The sequence below is a fragment of the Streptomyces sp. NBC_00287 genome (genome assembly GCF_036173105.1).
In the GTDB taxonomy this organism is placed as follows: Bacteria; Actinomycetota; Actinomycetes; order Streptomycetales; family Streptomycetaceae; genus Streptomyces.
This window is the reverse complement of the sequence record NZ_CP108053.1, coordinates 4,195,913-4,214,721: the sequence shown is the minus strand read 5'-3', so window position 1 is coordinate 4,214,721 and position 18,809 is coordinate 4,195,913. Positions and strand designations below refer to the sequence as shown.

Sequence of the window (18,809 nt, the reverse complement as noted above, 5' to 3'; positions counted from 1 at the left end):
GGTTGCGGGGCCGGTCAGTGGGTGGGGGTGAGGGCTGTGGTGAGGAGGGACTGGACCGTGGGGGGTACGCGCATGGTTCCTCGGGTGCGGGGGCTCATCATGTAGACGACTCGGCGTTTCAGGTCGCGGGTGGCGCCCAGGCCGCTGAGGTAGCCGTGGACGACGCCTGCCATGCCCCATGCCGTGGTGCCGCCGGGTAGGACCATGCTGTCGAGTCCCGCGCCGCAGAAGGCCCGGCCGCCCTTGACGTAGGGGACGTCCGGGACCCGGAACATGTGGGCGAGGCTCTCCGGGGTGAGGAGTTCGCCGCCGAACAGGGCCGTCAGGAATCGGTCCAGGTCGGGGACGGTCGAGATCATCTCGCCTGCGGCGCCGTGGATCGTCGGGCTGTGCTCGGTGATGTCGAGCCCGTTCTCGTACCCGCGGATGTGCGGTGCCGGCATGGTGGGGTCGGTGCCGGGGATGGTCGTCGCGGTCAGGTCCAACGGGCGCAGGATGCGTTCCTCTATCTCCTGCGCGTACGGGCGTCCTGTGAGCTGCTCGATCAGCATTCCGGCCAGTACGTAGTTGGCCCGGGTGATCTGCTGCCGGGTGCCGGGGGTGAAGCTGAGCGGTTCCCGCAGGGGGAGGTCGATCAGTTGCGCGGGGGTGAAGACGTCGAGGCGGTGGCGTAGGAACCAGGGGGTGTCGTTGTAGCGGACGTCGCTGTCGTCGGCCAGGCCGCTGGTGTGGTCGAGGAGTTGGCGTACGGTCACCGGCGCCTGGAGCAGCCCGGGGAGCTGGCGATCCACCGGTTCGTCCGGGTCGATCAGGCCGTCGTCGACCAGCCCGAGCACGACCGCCGCGACGAAGGTCTTGGTCACTCCGCCGATGCGGAAGCGGTGGTCGTGGCCGGCCGGTTCGCCGGTCATGAGGTCGGCGACGCCGGACGCCGCCGACCAGGGGCCGTCGGGGCCTTCGGCCCGTAGGAGTACGGCGGTGGCCTCGTTGTCAGGGCGATTGCCCACCGTCTGTTCCAGCGCCTCATTCACCGGACGCCACCCGCTCCACCGGCTCGTCCTCGGCGTCCGTCCAGGTCGCGATCATCTCTCCGGTGCCGAAGCCGCCGCCCGCCCGTCGGACGGTGTCCGCGACGAAGGTGTTGATCTGCTTGCCGTTCTCCGAGTTGGTCAGCACGATCAGGCCCTCGCCGCTGTCGACCCGAGTGAAGGTGCCGACGCGGTAGCCGACGGTACGGCCGCCGTGCCCGTACTCCACCTCGCCCGCGGTGGTGTCGACGACGGTGCCGAGGCCGTAGAAGCTGCCCGGATGCCACATGGTCAGCATCTGCTGTGCCAGCGGGCGGCCGATCAGGGTGCCGGGTTCACCGAGGTACGCGCGGCGGATCTCCAGCGCCACCTTGGCGAGGTCCGAGGCGCTCGCCCACAATCCGCCGGCCGCGACCTCGTTGCGGACGCGCCAACGGCCGGGTATCGGGGCCCCGTCGGGATCGTGGCCGACCGCCACCGGGGCCGGTGCGACGGCGGGGTGGTTCTGGTCGAAGGTGCTGTCGGTCATGGACAGCGGGTCGAGGACGAGGCGCCGCATCATCGCCCCGAAAGGCTCGCCGGTGACATCGAGGAGCAGCTGCTCCAGCACCGAGAAGTTGATGTTCGTCTTCTTGAAGACGGTGCCCGCCGGGTGCTCGGCCCGGACCGGCGCGTTGGTGGCGGGCGGGCGGCCGAAGAGGATCTCGGGGATCGACGGCATCGGCTCGGTGGGCAGGTAGTTGGTCGGGGGGACGTGGCTCAGGCCCGACTGATGGCTGATCAGCTCGCGCAGGGTGATCCGGGCGCCGTCCGGGACCTGCCACATGGTGAGGTACCGGTTGATGTCGGCATCCAGGTTGAGCACGCCGTCGCCGACGAGCTGGAGCATGGCCAGCACCGTGACGTGTTTGCTCACCGAGGCCACCTGGAAGGGGGTGTGGGGGGTGACCGGTTCGGGGCGGTCGGCCGCCGTTACCCCGTATCCCTCCAGGGACATCACCTCGCCGCCGCGCAGCAACGCGATGCTCACCCCGGGAACGTGGTGGGCCGCCATGACCTCCTCCAGTTCCCGCCGGAATGTCCCTGGCAGGAGCACGGCCCGTGTCGGCTCAGGCGTCGGTTGTACGTCGGTAGTCATGCCCTGTCCTCCCATCAACGAGTCGACGGCCTCGGCCAGGGCGGCCAGGGTGTCGTACTCGTACAGCATCCGCAGGGTCAGCGGCAGGCCCCGTTTGCGTGCCGCGCCGATCACCCTGATGACCATCAGGGAGTCCCCGCCGTAATCGAAGAAGTTGTCGTGCGCGCTCACCCACTCCAGGCCGAGCACCTGGGTCCAGATGTCGGCGATCGCCCGTTCGACGGGGGTGCTCGGGGCCGGACCTGCGGGATCCTCGGCCGGTGCGGGCGCCGGGAGGGCGGCCCGGTCCGGCTTGCCGTTCACCGTGAGCGGGATGCGGTCGAGCGCGACGAAGAGGCCGGGGACGAGGGCGGCGGGCAGGGTGGCGGAGAGCAGGCGGCGCAGTCGGGCCGGATCGATGTCCTCGGCCACCACAAAGGCGGCCTCCTCGCCCACCGCATACCCGGCCTCCTCGGCCACCGCACACGCCGCCCCCTCGCCCACCGCACACGCCGCCCCCTCGCCCACCACATAACCCACCAGCCGCTGTTCGCCCTGCCCGTCCCGCCACGGAACCACGACCGCGTCCCGCACGCCGGGCAGGGCAAGCAGCGCGGCCCTCGTCTCCGCCGGGGCCACCCGAACCCCGTTGATCTTGACCTCGTCGTCCGTCCGACCGACGTACTGGAGCGTGCCGTCCGGCAGCACCCGTGCCAGGTCACCGGTCCGGTACAGCCGCTCCCCGGGGCCGCCGTAGGGATCGGGTACGAACCGGTCGGCGGTCAGGTCCGGTCGGCCCGCGTAGCCCCGCGCGAGGCCGGCGCCGCCGATGTACAGCTCACCGGTCACTCCGACCAGGACCTGGCGCAGATCGGCGTCCAGGACTCGCGCACCGGCGTGCGGGAGGGGACGGCCGATCGGCACCGACCCCGTGAGCGGGCCGGACGGGACCCGGTACGCGGTGGCGTCGATGGTGCACTCGGTGGGGCCGTAGGTGTTCCACAGCTCCACGGACGGACTCAACGCCCGCACCCGCCCGGCCAGTTCACCGTCGAGCTGCTCGCCCGCCGAGCACAACAGCCGCAGCTCCGTGCACGAGCCCCAGCCCTCCGTCTCCACCAGCAGACGCAGCACCGACGGTACGACTTGCAGCACCGTCACCCGATGGTCGGCGACGGAACGCAGCAGCGCGGCCGGGTCCCGTTCCGCCCCGGCAGGGGCGAGCACCACCGCACCGCCGCAGACCAGCGGGGCGAACAGCTCCCAGCCGGCCGCGTCGAAGCCGATCGACGTCTTGTGGAGGACGCGGTCGTCGGGGCCGAGGCCCTGCTCACGCAGCGCCCAGGTGACCCGGTGCGCGAGTCCGCGGTGGGTGATCTGGACGCCCTTGGGGCGGCCGGTGGAGCCGGAGGTGTGGATGACGTACGCAAGGTGCTCGCCGTAGGTCTCCCGGGTGGGCGCCGTGGCCGGGTACGTGTCGAAGGAAGCGTCCTCCAGGTACAGGGTTCCCGGATGGTCGAAGCCCCGCGGGACACTCTCGCGCCGCGTCAGCAGGACCCCCGCGCCCGCGTCCGCGAGCATGAACTCCAGCCGGTCCAGGGGCGACGCCGGATCCAGCGGGACGTACGCCCCGCCCGCCTTCCACACGCCGAGCAGGCAGGCCACCAGGTCCGGTTCGCGGTCCAGCAGTACGCCCACGGGCGACCCGGTGGACACGCCCCGGTCCCGTAGGTGGTGGGCGATGCGGTTGGCGCGGGCCTCCAAGTCCGCGTACGACACGGTGGCCGCGCCATGGACGAGGGCCGGCGCGTCCGGGGTGCGGGCGGCCTGGCGCTCGAAGAGGTCGGGCAGGGTGGCCTGCGGGTCGGCCGGGGCCGCCGGGCAGCCGAGTTCCGTGAGCAGGGACCGCTCTTCGGCAGAGAGGAACAGCTCCTTGCCCGCGTCCCCGTCGGGGTCGGCCGCCATGGCTTCGAGCACCTGTCGGTACATCGCCCCGATCCGCTGTGCGGCGGCGTGGCTCAGGACGCCGGTGCTGAGAGCCAGGTGTCCGGCGAGGGTCGTCACGGCGAGGTCGAACTCGGTGCTGCCCTCGGCGAGCGTGGGCGCCACGTCGATGAGTTCCTGGTCGACCTGGTGGAAGTCGAGGTAGTTGAAGGACACGGTGACCAGTCGGCCGCCGCCCGCCATGCGCTGCATCTCCGGCATCGGGAAGCGGCGGTGCGGCCACAGCTCCACCTCGCGGTCGAAGGCCGACCGCACGAGGTCCAGCCAACTGCCGGTCGCCCGGCAGCGGTCGTGGACGAACGGCACGGTGTTCAGGTACATGCCGTGCACCCGGTCCGCGCCGACCGCCTCCGGCCGGGCGTCGCAGACGAGTCCGGTGGTGAAGGCACGCTCCCCGGTGAGAGCGCTGAGCACCTTGAGGTGGGCGGCGAGCAGCACGCTCTTGAGCGAGGCCCTGGCCCGGCTCGCGAGCGTACGCAGTCCGGGCTCCAGGTCGTGGATCGGGATACGGAGCCTGACCTGGCCGTCCTCCTCCGGTGTTCCCCACCCGGTCGACAGCGAGAAGGCGGGATGCTCTTCGACGACCCCGGCCCAGTAGGCCCGGTCCTCGTCCGAGGCCAGGGCACGCTGCTCGGCCGCGATGAAGTCGGCGTACCGCAGCTGGGTCTCGTCGGCCGGTTCCACGGCCTCGCCGTCGCGGAACCGCCGGTAGCAGTCGAGCAGCTCCATCAGCAGGTTGTAGTGGCTCCAGCCCTCGGTGATCGCATGGCAGCGGACCATCGACAGCCACCACGCCCCCTCGCCCTCCACATGGGCGGCGAGGCGGAGCAGCGGCGGGGAGGAGAGAGCGAACGGACGGGACCGCTGCTCGGCCTGGAAGTCGCGCAGGGCCCGCTGGATGTCCAGGGACAGGGACGCGGCGTCGTGCACGGACACCGGGATCTCGGCAGCCGGGTGCACCAACTGCACAGGCACCGAATAGGAGTTGAGGTCGAAGGAGGTCCGCAGCGCCTCGTGCCGCCGTACGACCGTCCGCGCGGCGGCGATCAGGGCGGCGGGCTCGAAGGGCCCCGCGTCCCGGACCCGGAACGACGTCACGCTGTGATAGCGGCGCAGCCTCTCGTCGGCCAGCATCTCCACGACCATGCCGGTCTGGGTCTGCGACATCGGGTAGGCGTCGACGAGCCCGGTCGGCAGCCGCTCCCGGTCCTCGGCGGTGAGCAGCTCGAACGGCTGCACAAGGGCCTGTACGGCCGCGGGTGCGCGGTCCGCGACGAGGACGGCGAGCGCGGCGACCGTACGGCAGTCGAAGACATCCCGTACGTCGAGGTCGAACCCGCTAGCGCGCAGGGCGCCGACGAGGGCGACGGCGCGGATCGAGTCGCCGCCGAGATCGAAGAAGCTGTCCTCGGCTCCGACGCGTTCGCGTTCCAGGACCCTGCGCCAGGCGGCGGCGATCTGCTCCTCTGTGCCTGGGCGTGGGGCGATGTAGGTGTCCGAGGCGGGCCCGGAGGGGGTGGGCAGGGCGCGGCGGTCGATCTTGCCGTTGGCGTTGAGGGGCATGGCCTCCAGGGCGGTGAAGGTGGCGGGGATCATGTAGTCGGGCAGCCTGGCCGCCAGGTGCTCGCGCAGGGCGTCGGCCTTGACCGTCCGAGGGGTGCAGTACGCGGCGAGCTCGCCGTCGACGGTCGTCACGAACGCCTCGTGGACGGCGGGGTGTTGGGCCAGGGCGGCCCGGATCTCGCCGGGCTCGACCCGGAACCCACGGATCTTGACCTGGTCGTCGAGGCGGCCCAGGAACTCCACGTTCCCGTCCTCGCGCTGCCGCACCAGGTCACCGGTGCGGTAGAGACGAGCGCCCGGTGCGACGGCGTACGGGTCGGGCAGGAACCGCTCGGCCGTGAGGTCGGGGCGGTTCGCATAGCCGCGGGCCACGCCCGTGCCGCCGACGTACAGCTCGCCCGCCACGCCCACGGGGACCGGCTGCAGCTGAGCGTCCAGGACGTACATCGTCATATTGGGCAGCGGTCTGCCGATCGGCAGGATCTCCTCCTCGGGCTCGGCCGGTACCTCGTACACGCAGGTGCCGACGGTCGCCTCGGTCGGTCCGTACTCATTGACCAGCCGCGTCTTCGGGGCGAGAGCACGCCAGCGCTTGAGCGTCGCCCGCGTGAACGCCTCGCCCGCGACGACGAGGACCGTGGCGAGGGCGGCGGCTTCGGAGGGCGTGAGCTGGTGGGTGAGCACCTCCAGATGACCGGGGGTGAGCTTGATGAAGCTGTACGGCGCCCCGGCGGACAGGTGGCTGCCGAGATCGGCCATGTCGACCCGGGCGGAAACCGTGTGCACCGTCTGTCCCGTCACCAGCGGCGCCCACAGGTTGGGGACGACGAGGTCGAAGGCCACCGACGAGAACAGGGGGGCGCCGCCGGTTCCCTGGGATGCCAACTCCTGGGCTGCCCAGGCGACATGGTTGGCCAGGCCTCGGTGGGTGACCTCCACCCCCTTCGGCATGCCGGTCGAACCGGACGTGAAGATCACATAGGCGAGCTGGTCGAGAGCGTCGACGCGGGGCGGCGGCGAGGCGGGGAAGTCCGTCACGGACAGGGGTTCGTCCACGAGCACCTTCGCGCCCGCCGCCTCGACGATCGCGGCCACTCGCTCGGCCGGATACGACGGGTCCACCGGCACATACGCCGCCCCCGCCTTCCACACCCCGAGCAGCGAGGCGACCAGCGCCGGACCCCGGTCCAGCATGACCGCGACCCGGGATTCCGCGCCCACTCCGCGGCCACGCAAGCAGTGCGCGATCCGGTTGGCCTCGGCATCCAGTTCCGCGTACGACATCGTGCCGTCCTCGCCGCGTACCGCCACCGCCTGCGGAGTCCTCGCCGCCTGCTGCTCGAACAGCTCCAGCACTGACGCCGCCGGCGCCTCGGACCCCGTGTCGTTCCACTCCACCAGCTGACGCCGACGCTCCCGCTCCGGCAGATGGGACTCCTGCGCCGACCCTTCCGGATCCGCCGCCATCGCCTCCAGCACCGACCGGTACAGCGCGGCCACCCGGGCCGCGTTCGGTCGGCTCAGGGCACGGGTGTTGGTCTTCAGCCCGATGCGCCGGGAAATGGTGGTGACGGCGAGGTCGAACTCCGTCGTCCCGGGGGCCAGCACGGTGTCCAGGTCGACCGCGTCGCTCTCCAGGCGGTCGAAGTCCACATGGTTGAGCAGGACGTCCACCAGGCGCCGGCCGCCCGCCATGCGCTGCATCTCCGGCATGGGGAACCGCCGGTGCGGCCAGAGTCCGGCCTCCTGGGCGTAGGCCCGCGCCACGAGTTCGCGCCAGGTGCCGGACGTACCGCCAAAGGCGAACGGAACGGTGTTGAGGTGCATGCCGTAGATGCGGTCGGCGTCCACTGCCTCCGGCCGGGTGTGCACCACGACGCCGCTGGTGAACTCGGGTTCACCGGTGAGCAGGCTCAGCACCTTGCCGTGCGCCGCGACCAGCACGCTCTTGAGCGAGGCACCGGCCTCGGCGGCCAGGGCGCGCAGCCCCTCCTCCAGATCGTCGAAGGGCACGGACACCCAGAAGTGCTCGACGGGCCGCTCCGGATCGCCCCAGCTCTCCGGCAGGGAGAACTTCGGCGTGCCGTGGATCGTCCGTGCCCAGTGGGCGCGGTCCTCCTGGGAGGCCAGGGCGCGCAGCTCCCCGGCGATGGAGTCGGCGAACCTGACAGTGGGCGGCGTGTAGGGCGACAGTGCCCGGCCCTCGCACAACTCCTGGTAACGGGCGAGCAGTTCCTGGACCAGGGAGTGGTAGCTCCACCCCTCCACGATGCCGTGGAACTCGGTCACCGACAGCCACCAGCCGCCGTCCACCAGGTGTGCGGTCAGCCGGAACAGCGGGGGTTTCGCGAGGTCGAAGAGGCGGGCCTTCTCCTCGGCGTGGAAGGCATCGAGGCTGCGCTCCACCTCGTCCGCGCCGAGGCCGCGCAGATCACGTACCACGGTCGGGATCTCGGCCGTCGGATGCACCAACTGCACAGGTAACGAACACGTCTTGAGATCGAAGGAGGTGCGCAGGACGTCATGCCGTTCGACGACCACGGCGGCGGCCGTGCGCAGGGCGTCGAGGTCGAAGGGGACCTTGTCGCGCATCCTGGTGGAGGCGACGTTCTGGTAGTTGCTGTGCCGGTCGTGCGCGAGCATGTCGACGACCATGCCGATCTGCGTCTGCGCCATCGGATACGCGTCGGCGAGCCCGGCCGGCAGCCGCTCCCGGTCCTCGTCGGCCAGCAGCTCGAACGGCCGCACCGCCTCCCGTACGACGGCCTGCCCCCGCCCCGCCACGATCCCGGCAAGACCGGTCACCGTGCGGTGATCGAAGACGTCCCGTACGGCGACGTCGAATCCGGCCGCGCGCAGGGCGCCGACGAGTGCCACCGCCCGGATGGAGTCGCCGCCGAGGTCGAAGAAGCTGTCCTCGACGCTGACCCGGTCCAGGCCGAGCACCTCCTGCCAGACCTCGGCGACACGCTCCTCGACGACGGTGCGCGGAGCGGCGTACGCCCGCTCCCCGGCCAGCGCGTCCCGGCCGGGTGCGGGCAGGGCGCGCTTGTCGAGCTTGCCGTTGGTGGTCAGCGGGAGCCGGTCGAGGGCGACGAAGGCCGCGGGGACCATGTACTCGGGCAGCGAGGTCGCCAGGTGGGCCCGCAGCTCGGCCGGACTCGGCGCGTGCTCCATCGGCAGGACGTACGCCACCAGCTGTTCGTCGCGGACGAGGACGACGGCGTCGCGCAGCGCCGGATGGGTGGCCAGCGCGCTCTCGATCTCGCCGAGCTCGACGCGGAAGCCACGGATCTTCACCTGGTCGTCGATCCGGCCGAGGAACTCGAGCCGCCCGTCCGGGAGCCGCTGGGCCAGGTCACCGCTCCGGTACAGCCGGGAGCCCGCGGGGCCGAACGGGTCCGGCACAAAACGCTCGGCGGTCAGCTCGGGGCGGTTCAGATAGCCGCGGGCCACACCCGGGCCGCCGACATGGATCTCGCCCGGCACCCCGACCGGCACCAACCAGCCCTCGCGGTCCAGCAGATGGACGGAGAGGTCATCCAGCGGGCGGCCGATGACACTGCCCGCTCCGGCCTCCAGGTCCCGCTCGGTCAGCCGGTGGTAGGTGGTGTGGACGGTGGTCTCGGTGATCCCGTACATGTTCACCAGGGCGACCCGGTCCAGGCCCCGCCGTTCGGTCCACGGCCTCAGCTCGTGGACGTCGAGTCGCTCGCCCGCGAACACCACGGCCCGTACGGCGAGTTCACGCTCTCCCGCAGCCACCGCCAGACCGCGGAACGCGGACGGCGTCTGGCTGAGGACGGTCACCTCCTGAGCCACCAGCAGGTCCAGGAACTCCTCCGGCGAGCGCGTGACCTCGGCCGGCACCACGACCAGCCGACCGCCGTGCAGCAGCGCACCCCACATCTCGAAGACCGACACATCGAAGGCGTACGAGTGGAACAGCGACCACACATCGCTCTCGCCGTACGCGAGATGCTGCCGCGCTTCCTCCAGCAGCCGCACCACGTTGGCGTGGGTGAGCGCGACGCCCTTGGGCTTCCCGGTCGAGCCGGACGTGTAGATCGTGTAGATCAGGTTCTGCGGGCTGCCCTCCACGGCCGGATCGGTGTCGGGCTGGGCGGCGATCAGCTCCGCGTCCCGGTCCAGAAGGACGAGTTCACCGTCGTACAGGCCCTCCAGAGACTGCGCCGAAGTGCTCAGCACCACCGGGGCCGCCGTATCCGCCGCGATGTAGGCCAGCCGCTCGGGCGGGTTCGCCGGATCCAGTGGGACATAGGCGGCGCCGGACTTGAGCACACCCAGCAGCGCGGGCATCAGCTCGATGCCCCGCTCCAGACAAAGCCCGACCAGGTCCTCCGGGCCCACACCCTTCGCGCGCAGCAGATGGGCGATGCGGTTGGCACGGGCGTTGAGCTCCCCGTACGACAGCGTTTGCCCGCCGTACGAGACCGCCGCGGCATCCGGCGTACGTCTCACCTGCTCCTCGAACAGCTCATGGACCCGCCGGGTGACGGGACGCCCGCCGCGTGGTCCCGCGGCCTCCAGCAGCGCCGTGCGCTCCTGCTCGGTGAGGATCTCCAGACGGGAGATCGGGGTCTCCGGCCGGGCGGTGGCGGCGGTGAGGAGACGGACGAAATGGCTCAGCATCCGTTCGGCCGTCGTACGGTCGAACAGGGCTGTCGCGAACTCCAGTTGTGCGGACAGCGCTCCGTCCCGGCCCTCGTTCATCACCAGGGAGAGGTCGAACCGGGCCGGGGGGTCGGCGGGCGGGATACGGGTCATGAAGACGCCCGGCAGCCGGTAGTCGTCGACCGTCTCCTCGCGCAGGGTGAACAGCACCTGGAAGAGCGGGGTGCGCGACCGGTCGCGTTCCGGTTCGAGTTCCGTGACCAGGTGGCGGAACGACACCTCCTGGTGCTCGAAGGCGTCGAGCACCGTGCCGCGGGTGGCGGACAGCAGCTCGTCGAAGGCCGGATCACCGTCGAGGCGGCCGCGCAGGACGAGGCTGGTGATGCCGTAGCCGAACAGGCGCTGCCACTCCGGGCGGTTCCGGGTCGAGAGCAGGGTGCCGACGGCGATGTCGTCCTCGCCGGTGTACCGGGCCAGCAGGACCTGGAAGGCGGTGAGCAGCACGGTGAACGGTGTCGTGTCATGGCGCTTGGCCAGATCCCGTACGGCGTCGGCGAGTTCGGCCGGCAGCGCGCGGACGACCGAGTCGCCCCGGGGATCGCGCACGGCGGGGCGTGGCCGGTCCGTCGGGAGGGCGAGCGGGGTCAGGCCGGCCAGCTGCCGTCGCCAGTAGGCGAGACTGCGCTGTCCGGTCTCGCCCGTGAGCTGCTCGCGCTCCCAGGCCGCGTAGTCCGCGTATTGGAAGCCGAGCGGCTCCGGGCCCTCTCCGGGACCGGCCTCGTACAGCGCGCTGATGTCCTCGGCGAACAGGTGCGTCGACCAGGCGTCGCAGGCGATGTGGTGCACGACCACGATCAGGATGTGCTCGTCGGCCGAGCAGCGCAGCAGCTGTCCGCGCACCGGCCACTCCCGCTCCAGGTCCAGGGGTCGCTTGGAGGCCCGAGCGATGCGCTCCAGAACCGCCGACTCCCTTTCGGCATCCGGGAGTTGGGAGATGTCCTCGACAGGAAGCTCCACCGGGCGCACGGGGTCGATGACCTGGAGGGGCTCCGAGTCCTGCCAGGTGTACCGGGTGCGCAGGATCTCGTGCCGCGCGAGGAAGCGGTCCCAGGCCCGCGCCAGGGCCGGGACGTCGAGAGGGCCCCGCAGCCGCAGGGCCAGCGGGACCAGATACTCGGGGCTGCCGGGTTCAAGACGGTTCAGGAACCACATCTGCTGCTGGCCGTGGGACAGCCGCAGCGGACCGTTGCGGTCGGCGCGCACCGGGTCCCTGCGCCGGTGGCCGCGGCCCTTTCCCGCGAGCCTGCGCCTGAGCAGTTCGGCGCGGAGGGCGTCCCGGTCACCGTGTGCGCTCGTGCCCATGATCGGTCTCCCTTGTCTCGGTGGACTTCTCGGTCGTGGCGGCGTGTTCGTCCCGCAGCGCCGGGGTGGTCGTCGCCGCCGTGGCCAGTGCCGCCACGGCGCCGCCGATCAGCAGGAAGACGAGGCCCGTGCCGAAGGAGGAGAGGGCAAGACCCCCGAGCAGGACGCCGAGCACATTGGCTCCGGTGGCGATGAGATGCGAGGTGCCCGCGACCCGGCCCTGGAGGGCGTCCGGGGTGGTGCGGACCTGGTAGACGGCGGCGGCGACATTGAAGACGCCGGTGATGTATCCCGTCCCGGCGAACAGCACGCCGAGTACGACCGGCTCCCGGGCGAGGGCCATGGCGGTGATCAGGGCCGCCCAGCCGAACAGCCCGCCGACCAGGACCGTACGGAGGCTGATCCTGCGCTGCCACCAATTGCCGCTCAGCGCCCCGACGATGCCGCCGATTCCGCCCGCGGCCACGATGACGGCGACCGCACTCTGCGCTCGCCCCTCCTCCTTGACGAGCACGAAGAGCGCGAGCGGCAGGATCTGCAGGAGCAGATTGCTGCCGGCGACGAAGGCGAGCGCCGTGCGCAGGAACCGCTGCCGCGCCAACCAGCGCAGTCCCTCCACGAGTTCGGTGCGCAGCGACTTCTGCGGCCCCTTGCGGCGCTGCTGGAACTCCTTGCGGATCAGCAGCAGGCTGCCGAGCGAGGCGAGCCCGGCCAGCGCCGAGAAGAGAAAGGGCGCCCAGCGCGCCGCGCTCTGCAGCAGGACGCCGCCGGGCTGGCCGAGCAGCACGGCCGCGCGCCCGCGCGCCTCGTTCTGCGAGAGGGCCGCCGCCAGTTGGCCCGCGTCGACGACATTGCGTACGGCTCCGCGCTCGGCGAGCCGGTACAGGATGGCGAGGCTGGTCTCCAGGAACGCTACGGTGGCCAGCTGGACCGCGGAGAAGTGCCCGGCGGCGAGGGTGACGACGACGCTGCCGAGCGCCACGGCCCGTGCGCCCTCGCAGACCATCATCAGCCGTCGCCGGTCCCAGCGGTCGACGAGGACACCGGCGGGCAACTGCACCAGCAGCAGCGGCAGCAGCGCCGCGAACGACACCGCCGACATCACCAGCGGCGAATCGGTGTGCCAGAGCACGATCAGCGGATACGAGACCCCCGCGACCCTGGTGCCCAGAAAGGACACGGCGGCACCGGACCACAGCAGCAGGAAGTCCCGGTTCCGCCGCAGAGGCGTCGGACCGGTCGTTTCGATCGCGGTCATGGGGCGACGGTGAGATCGGCGCCTATACGCGATCTATACGGTCCGTCCCTGACACCGTGGGTCAGGACAGGGGCACGTGGGTGAAGCGGGACGCCGCGCGGAGGTCCGTCGCGATGGCGTCCGCCGTGGCCCGCAGGGCCGGGAGGATGCGCTGCTCGCAGTCCTCCGGGGTGTGGCGGGCCGCGTGCATCGCCACGCCCGCCGCGGCAACCGCCCGGCCCGCACGGTCGTGGACGGGGACCGCGAGGGCGCGCAGCCCGCGTTCCTGTTCGTCGTCGACGAGGACGTGCCCCAAGTCCTCCAGCAGGACGCGGCCCTGCGCCGTCTCCCGCGCGGGCAGGCGGGTGCCCGCCTGGACGTGCACGCTCATGACGCGGTGCGCGGCGATCCCGGCCGTGCGGTGGATCTCCGAACCGTCCGGGGTCAGTACGGCCAGCGACGTCGACTCCTGGATCCGGGCGGTCAGGTCCGCCAGGTGGGGAGTCGCCAGGCGGGGGAGTGTCGTCCGGGACAGCGGGGGGAAGCCCAGGGACAGGACCCGGGACGTCAAGGCGTACGTGCGCTCGTCCGGGCGGGTCACCAGGCCCAGGTACTCGTACGTGATCAGCGCTCGCCGTGCCGTCGCCCGTGCCAGTCCCGTCGCCTGGGCCACCTCCGTCAGCGTCAGGCGGGCCCTGCCCTCGCCGAACGCCGTCAGCACCGTAAGACCCCGGGCCAGCGACTCCACGAAGTCCCGGCCCAGTTCCTGCTTCGACCCGCCCGTCCAGGCCGCCAGGGCGGAGGGCGGCGCGGCCGGTTCCACGGCGGGTGCCCTTCTCAGCTCCCGCTCCATCGTCGCCACCGCCCGCCGCAGCCTCGGCAGCAGCGCCTCACGCAAGTCCGTCGCCGTGTGGCGGCTCGTGTGGCTCACCACGCTGGCCACACAGGCGATCCGGTGCGTGCCGGGCTCCCGTACGGGCACCGACAGCGCCACCAGCCCCGGCTCGATCAACTGGTCGTCCAGCGCCCAGCCGTCCTCCCGCGCCCGCGCCACCCGCTCCGTGAACTCCTCGTCCCCGTCCGGCCGTTCCCTCGGCGGTACGGCCGAGAAGGCCCCGTCCTGCGGATCCCGCGCCCTGCGGTCGCGCCACGAACGCCACTCCTCCTGCGTCCACTCCAGGGCGAACAGCGGTCCCGGCGCGGTGCGTTCGGCCGGGAGCAGGTCGCCGATGCGGAAGCTGAGGGACATCGCCCGGCGGCGGGTGGCCTGGTGGATGAAGCGGATGCCGTCGCCGTCGGGCACCGCCAGGGAGACCGACTCGTCCAGTTCGTCGGCCAGCGCGTCCGCGTGCCCGCGCAACAGCGAGGGCAGCCCCAGGGCCGCCAGATAGGCGTTGCCCAGTTCCATCAGACGGGGGGTCAGGACCGCGTCCCGGCCGTCGAGACGGACGTACCCCATGCGGGCGAGGGTGGAGGTGATGCGGTCGACCGTCGAGCGGGCGAGGCCCGTGGCGCGCTCCAGACCGCTCGGGCTCATCGTCCCGCCCGCCTCCGTCAGCTCCCGCAGTACGGCGACCCCCCGGATCAAGGGCGCGACCGCCTCGGCAGGAGGGACGGCGGTCGTGATCTGTGCGGGCATCGGCTCTCCGGTACGGCGGTCTCGGCAGCCCAACCGTAATCCCGTGCGCGAGTCCCCGGCCCCGAGTCATCTGCGAGTCCGGGCAGGTCCCGCGGTAGTCCCGTGCGCGTGTCCTCGGCCCCGCGTCATCTGCGAGTCCGGGCAGGTCGAGCGGTAGTCCCGTGCGCGTGTCCTCGGCCCCGCGTCATCTGCGAGTCCGGGCAGGTCGAGCGGTAGTCCCGTGCGCGTGTCCTCGGCCCCGCGTCATCTGCGAGTCCGGGCAGGTCCCGCGGTAGTCCCGTGCGCGAGTCCCCGGCCCCGCGTCACCCGAGGGTCTCGGCAGGTCCCGCCCCAAACCCCCCGCGAGCCCTCAGCCCCGCGTCACCCGCACCACGTGATCACCGGACAGCTCCGCCGCCACCGCGATCCGGATTCCCCGCCGGGGATCCTTGAAGTCCTCGCCGGGCATGAACGGCGCGTCCGACAGTTCCGCGTGGACGTTCGGGCTCCGGGTGCAGCCCCCGCTGTCCCGCGCGCTGTCGTACACCCGTACCGGCCCCTGCCCGGTGTCCACGTCCGCGTCGACCTTGTAGATCAGCACCCCCGGCCGGCACACCGTTTCGTCGTTGCCCTCGCGGGTGCGCAGTTCCACGGCGTATCCGGTGCGGCCGTCCAGCGGGACGAAGACCAGTTTCGGGCCGCCGGTGCGGGCCAGCGGGGTCAGCCGGTACTCCGTCGTTCCGGGGGCCGTCGCGCAGCTGATCTGGGCCATGTCCAGCCAGCCCAGCTTCCATTTGTGCCAGCCGAGCAGGTCGTTGTTGGCGCCCCAGTCCTCGCTCATGATGTCCCAGTGGCCGACCGCGCCCCCACCCTCCTGGGTGTAGAGGTCGGGCAGGCCGAAGACATGGCCGTTCTCGTGGGGGAGGACGCGGTAGCCGGTGCGGTCGTAGGTGCCGGAGCCGTCGTCCTGGCGGGAGTAGACGAAGGAGGCGTTGGCGACGGGGACGCCGTCGGCGACCGGGGCCTCCGTATTTCCGGCGAAGGTGACCGAGAGGACCGTGTCCAGGGCCGAGGGCCCGGCGTTCGGCGTCACCAGGACGTTCAGGAAGTCGTAGCGGCGGAAGTCCACCTTCGGGTCGGCCGCGGCCACCAGGTCCTGGACCAGATCCCGGTAGCCGGGGTCGAAGGGGGCGCCGCGTTCTATGCCGTACTCCTCGAACGACTTCGGCATCCGCAGCCAGCCGGGGATCGGGGTCTCGGCGCGGTAGTCGAGGCGGCCGTAGGAGCTGGTGCGGAACCAGTTCTGGGTCTGCGGGAAGAACTCGCGGAAGCGGTCCCGGGCGCGGCCCTGGCCGCGGGCGTCGGAGAAGTCGATCATCAAGGTGAGGGCCCTGACCGTGCCGGTCGAGCGGGAGTAGCCGCCCGGTGTCGGTACGCCCTCCGACATCTGCACCGACGGATCGCCGCTGATCATGCAGGGGCCGAGCACGGAGCTGCGGGCCGGGGCGATCGGGCCCGCCTTCGCCGTCGTACCGCCCGCCGAGAGCTGTCCCGAGCCGGCCGCGGTGTTGACCGCGAAGGTCAGCGCGGTCACGGAGGCGAGGGCGGCGATGCGGCGGGGGCATATCCGACGGCTGGACGGCTGCATGCAGGGGCCCTTCGTCCGCGGCAGCCGCCGGACCGGCTGCACCCTTGCGATCACCCTCGGCCGAGGGGAGCGCGGGCGCGCGCTGGAGGAGCCCGAACGTGGCACCCGGAAGAGCTGTGACTCAGGTCACAGGAAAACTCGTCCGGGAGGGGAAATAACCGGGGATCGTCTCCCCGTTTAGACCTGTGTCCCACGCGAAACGGGGAGAGCTTCCCCGGATCGCACCCAGCACTCTTCAAGGAGTACGCCGTGCAGACCGCCATCCCCGTAGAGCGCAAGGTGACCCGGCCGCGCGCCGACGCCCTGCGCAACCGGGAGCGGATCGTCACCGCCGCCCGGGAGATGTTCGTCGAGCACGGTCCTGACGTACCGCTCGATGACATCGCCCGCCGGGCGGGCGTCGGCAATGCCACGGTGTACCGCAACTTCCCGGACCGCGACGCACTCGTCCGCGAGGTCGTCTGTTCCGTCATGGACCGTACGGTGGCCGCGGCCGAGACCGCGCTCGCCGAGCACGGCGACGCCTTCGAGGCGCTGGAGCGCTTTGTGCACACCTCCGCGGACGAGCGGATCAGCGCCCTGTGCCCGATGATCTCCAGCACCTTCGACCAGAACCACCCGGATCTGGAGGCCGCGCGCGAGCGCAGTGAGCAGGTCATCGAGGCGGTCATGGAGCGCGCCCGGGCAGCCGGACAGCTCCGCACGGACGTCGGTGTCGGCGATCTGATGGTCGCCGTGGCCCAGCTCAGCCGGCCCCCGGCCGGCGCGGGCTGCACGAGCGTCGATCGCTTCGTCCACCGCCATCTTCAGCTGTTCCTGGACGGACTGCGGGCCCCGGCCCGCTCCGAACTCCCCGGCACGGCCGTGACCCTGGAGGACCTGCGCCAAGCCGATTAGTCGAGCGCCCGACGCCAGTCCCTACTCGCAACACCTTTACTCACACTCTTTTTCCGTCACGAAGTCCCGAAGTGGGTACCCCCATGTCTCAAGCAGCCGTAAAGGCTCCATCCGTACCGGATTCCAACCGCTGGAAAGCGCTCGTCTTCATCGCGCTCGCCCAGCTGATGGTCGTCCTCGACGCCACCATCGTGAACATCGCGCTCCCCTCAGCCCAGCAGGACCTCGGCATATCCGACGGCAACCGGCAGTGGGTCGTCACGGCCTACGCCCTCGCCTTCGGTGGTCTGCTGCTCTTCGGCGGCCGGATCGCCGACCTGTGGGGCCGTAAGCGCGCCTTTGTCGTCGGTCTCGCCGGCTTCGCCGCGGCCTCCGCGCTCGGTGGCGCCGCCACCAACGAGGCCATGATGTTCGGCGCCCGCGCCCTGCAGGGTGTCTTCGGTGCCCTGCTCGCGCCCGCCGCGCTCTCCCTGCTCGCCGTGATGTTCACGGACGCCAAGGAGCGCGCCAAGGCGTTCGGTATCTACGGCGCCATCGCCGGTGCCGGCGGCGCTGTCGGTCTGATCCTCGGCGGCTTCCTCACCGAGTACCTGGACTGGCGCTGGACGTTCTTCGTGAACATCCCGTTCGCCGTGATCGCGGCGGCCGGTGCCTGGTTCGTCATCCGTGAGCCCGAGGGCGCCCGCAACCGCAACCCGCTCGACATCCCGGGCGTCCTGCTCTCCACCCTGGGCCTGGTCGCGCTGGTCTACGGCTTCACCCGCGCCGAGTCCGAGGGCTGGGGCGACACGGTGACGGTCGGCATGTTCGTCGCCTCCGTCGTTCTGCTGCTCGCGTTCGTCGTCACCGAGGCCAAGGTCAAGGCCCCGCTGCTGCCGCTGCGCGTGATCACCGACCGCAACCGCGGCGGGATCTACCTCTCGCTGGGCCTCGCCATCATCGGCATGTTCGGTCTGTTCCTGTTCCTGACCTACTACCTGCAGATCGTCCAGGAGTACTCGCCGGTCAAGACCGGCTTCGCGTTCCTGCCGATGATCGTGGGCATGATCGTGGGCTCGACCCAGATCGGCACCCGCCTGATGACCCGGGTCGCGCCGCGGCTGCTGATGGGCCCCGGCTTCCTGCTCGCCGCGGTCGGCATGCTGATGCTGACCCAGCTGGAGGTCGACTCCTCCTACACCGCCCTGCTGCTGCCGGCGATGCTGCTGCTCGGCCTCGGTATGGGTACGGCGTTCATGCCGGCCATGTCCCTGGCCACCATGGGCGTCAAGCCGCAGGACTCCGGTGTCGCCTCCGCGATGGTCAACACCTCCCAGCAGGTGGGCGGTGCGATCGGTACGGCCCTGCTGAACACGATCGCCGCCTCGGCCACCACCACCTACATCGCCGACCACATCGGCGGTGCCGCCACCCGGTCCCAGCAGCAGCTGGTCCAGCTGGAGGGCATGGTCGAGGGCTACACCACCGCCATCTGGGCGGCCGTCGGCATCCTGGTCGCCGCCGCGCTGATCGCCTTCACCTTCGTCAACGCCGGCAAGCCGGACAACAGCCCGGTGGCCTCGTCCGAGGACGGCGCCGAGGAGGAACTGGCGGTACCGGTCGTCGCCCACTGACGACGGACCTCTTCGGGACGACCGACCCGTACGTACGGGGAAGGGGACGCCCCGTACGTACGACCCAGGATCTGCCCTGGCCCAGCT

7 protein-coding genes are annotated in these 18,809 nt (G+C 71.5%); 2 read left to right on the top strand and 5 right to left on the bottom strand.

Annotation, left to right across the window (positions count from 1 at the left end):
• Positions 1-14 precede the first annotated feature (14 nt).
• The 5 genes from OHT76_RS19010 to OHT76_RS18990 form a co-directional block, all read right to left on the bottom strand.
• A complete protein-coding gene (locus tag OHT76_RS19010; protein WP_328872037.1) occupies positions 15-1,031 on the bottom strand; it encodes a serine hydrolase domain-containing protein in 1,017 nt (338 codons plus the stop codon).
• On the bottom strand, positions 1,024-11,709 hold the full coding sequence (locus OHT76_RS19005; RefSeq protein WP_328872036.1) for a non-ribosomal peptide synthetase: 10,686 nt from the start codon (positions 11,707-11,709) through the stop codon (positions 1,024-1,026). Before OHT76_RS19005 ends, OHT76_RS19010 begins: the two co-directional genes overlap by 8 nt.
• Positions 11,687-12,967: an MFS transporter gene (locus OHT76_RS19000; RefSeq protein WP_328872035.1), complete on the bottom strand. Its 1,281-nt coding sequence runs from the start codon at positions 12,965-12,967 to the stop codon at positions 11,687-11,689. Before OHT76_RS19000 ends, OHT76_RS19005 begins: the two co-directional genes overlap by 23 nt.
• Positions 12,968-13,028: 61 nt before the next feature.
• Entirely contained in the window at positions 13,029-14,585 is a 1,557-nt protein-coding gene (locus OHT76_RS18995) for an IclR family transcriptional regulator domain-containing protein (RefSeq protein WP_328872034.1), read from the bottom strand.
• Between the two features lie 349 nt (positions 14,586-14,934).
• Positions 14,935-16,212 (bottom strand): M6 family metalloprotease domain-containing protein, encoded by a 1,278-nt coding sequence (locus OHT76_RS18990; RefSeq protein WP_328872033.1) that lies wholly within the window; start codon positions 16,210-16,212, stop codon positions 14,935-14,937.
• A 249-nt stretch (positions 16,213-16,461) separates the two neighbouring features.
• Here OHT76_RS18990 and OHT76_RS18985 point away from each other — a divergent pair, with 249 nt between their 5' ends.
• Both OHT76_RS18985 and OHT76_RS18980 read left to right on the top strand, forming a co-directional pair.
• Entirely contained in the window at positions 16,462-17,109 is a 648-nt protein-coding gene (locus OHT76_RS18985) for a TetR/AcrR family transcriptional regulator (protein ID WP_328872032.1), read from the top strand.
• An 83-nt stretch (positions 17,110-17,192) separates the two neighbouring features.
• Entirely contained in the window at positions 17,193-18,722 is a 1,530-nt protein-coding gene (locus OHT76_RS18980) for an MFS transporter (RefSeq protein WP_328872031.1), read from the top strand.
• The last annotated feature ends 87 nt before the right edge of the window (positions 18,723-18,809 follow it).

Excerpts from the sequence above, each read along its gene's own strand:
- OHT76_RS19005 (WP_328872036.1), bottom strand. The coding sequence starts at position 11,709 with ATGGGCACGAGCGCACACGGTGACCGGGACGCCCTCCGCGCCGAACTG.
- OHT76_RS19000 (WP_328872035.1), bottom strand. The coding sequence starts at position 12,967 with ATGACCGCGATCGAAACGACCGGTCCGACGCCTCTGCGGCGGAACCGG.
- OHT76_RS18995 (WP_328872034.1), bottom strand. The coding sequence starts at position 14,585 with ATGCCCGCACAGATCACGACCGCCGTCCCTCCTGCCGAGGCGGTCGCG.
- OHT76_RS18990 (WP_328872033.1), bottom strand. The coding sequence starts at position 16,212 with ATGCAGCCGTCCAGCCGTCGGATATGCCCCCGCCGCATCGCCGCCCTC.
- OHT76_RS18980 (WP_328872031.1), top strand. The coding sequence starts at position 17,193 with ATGTCTCAAGCAGCCGTAAAGGCTCCATCCGTACCGGATTCCAACCGC.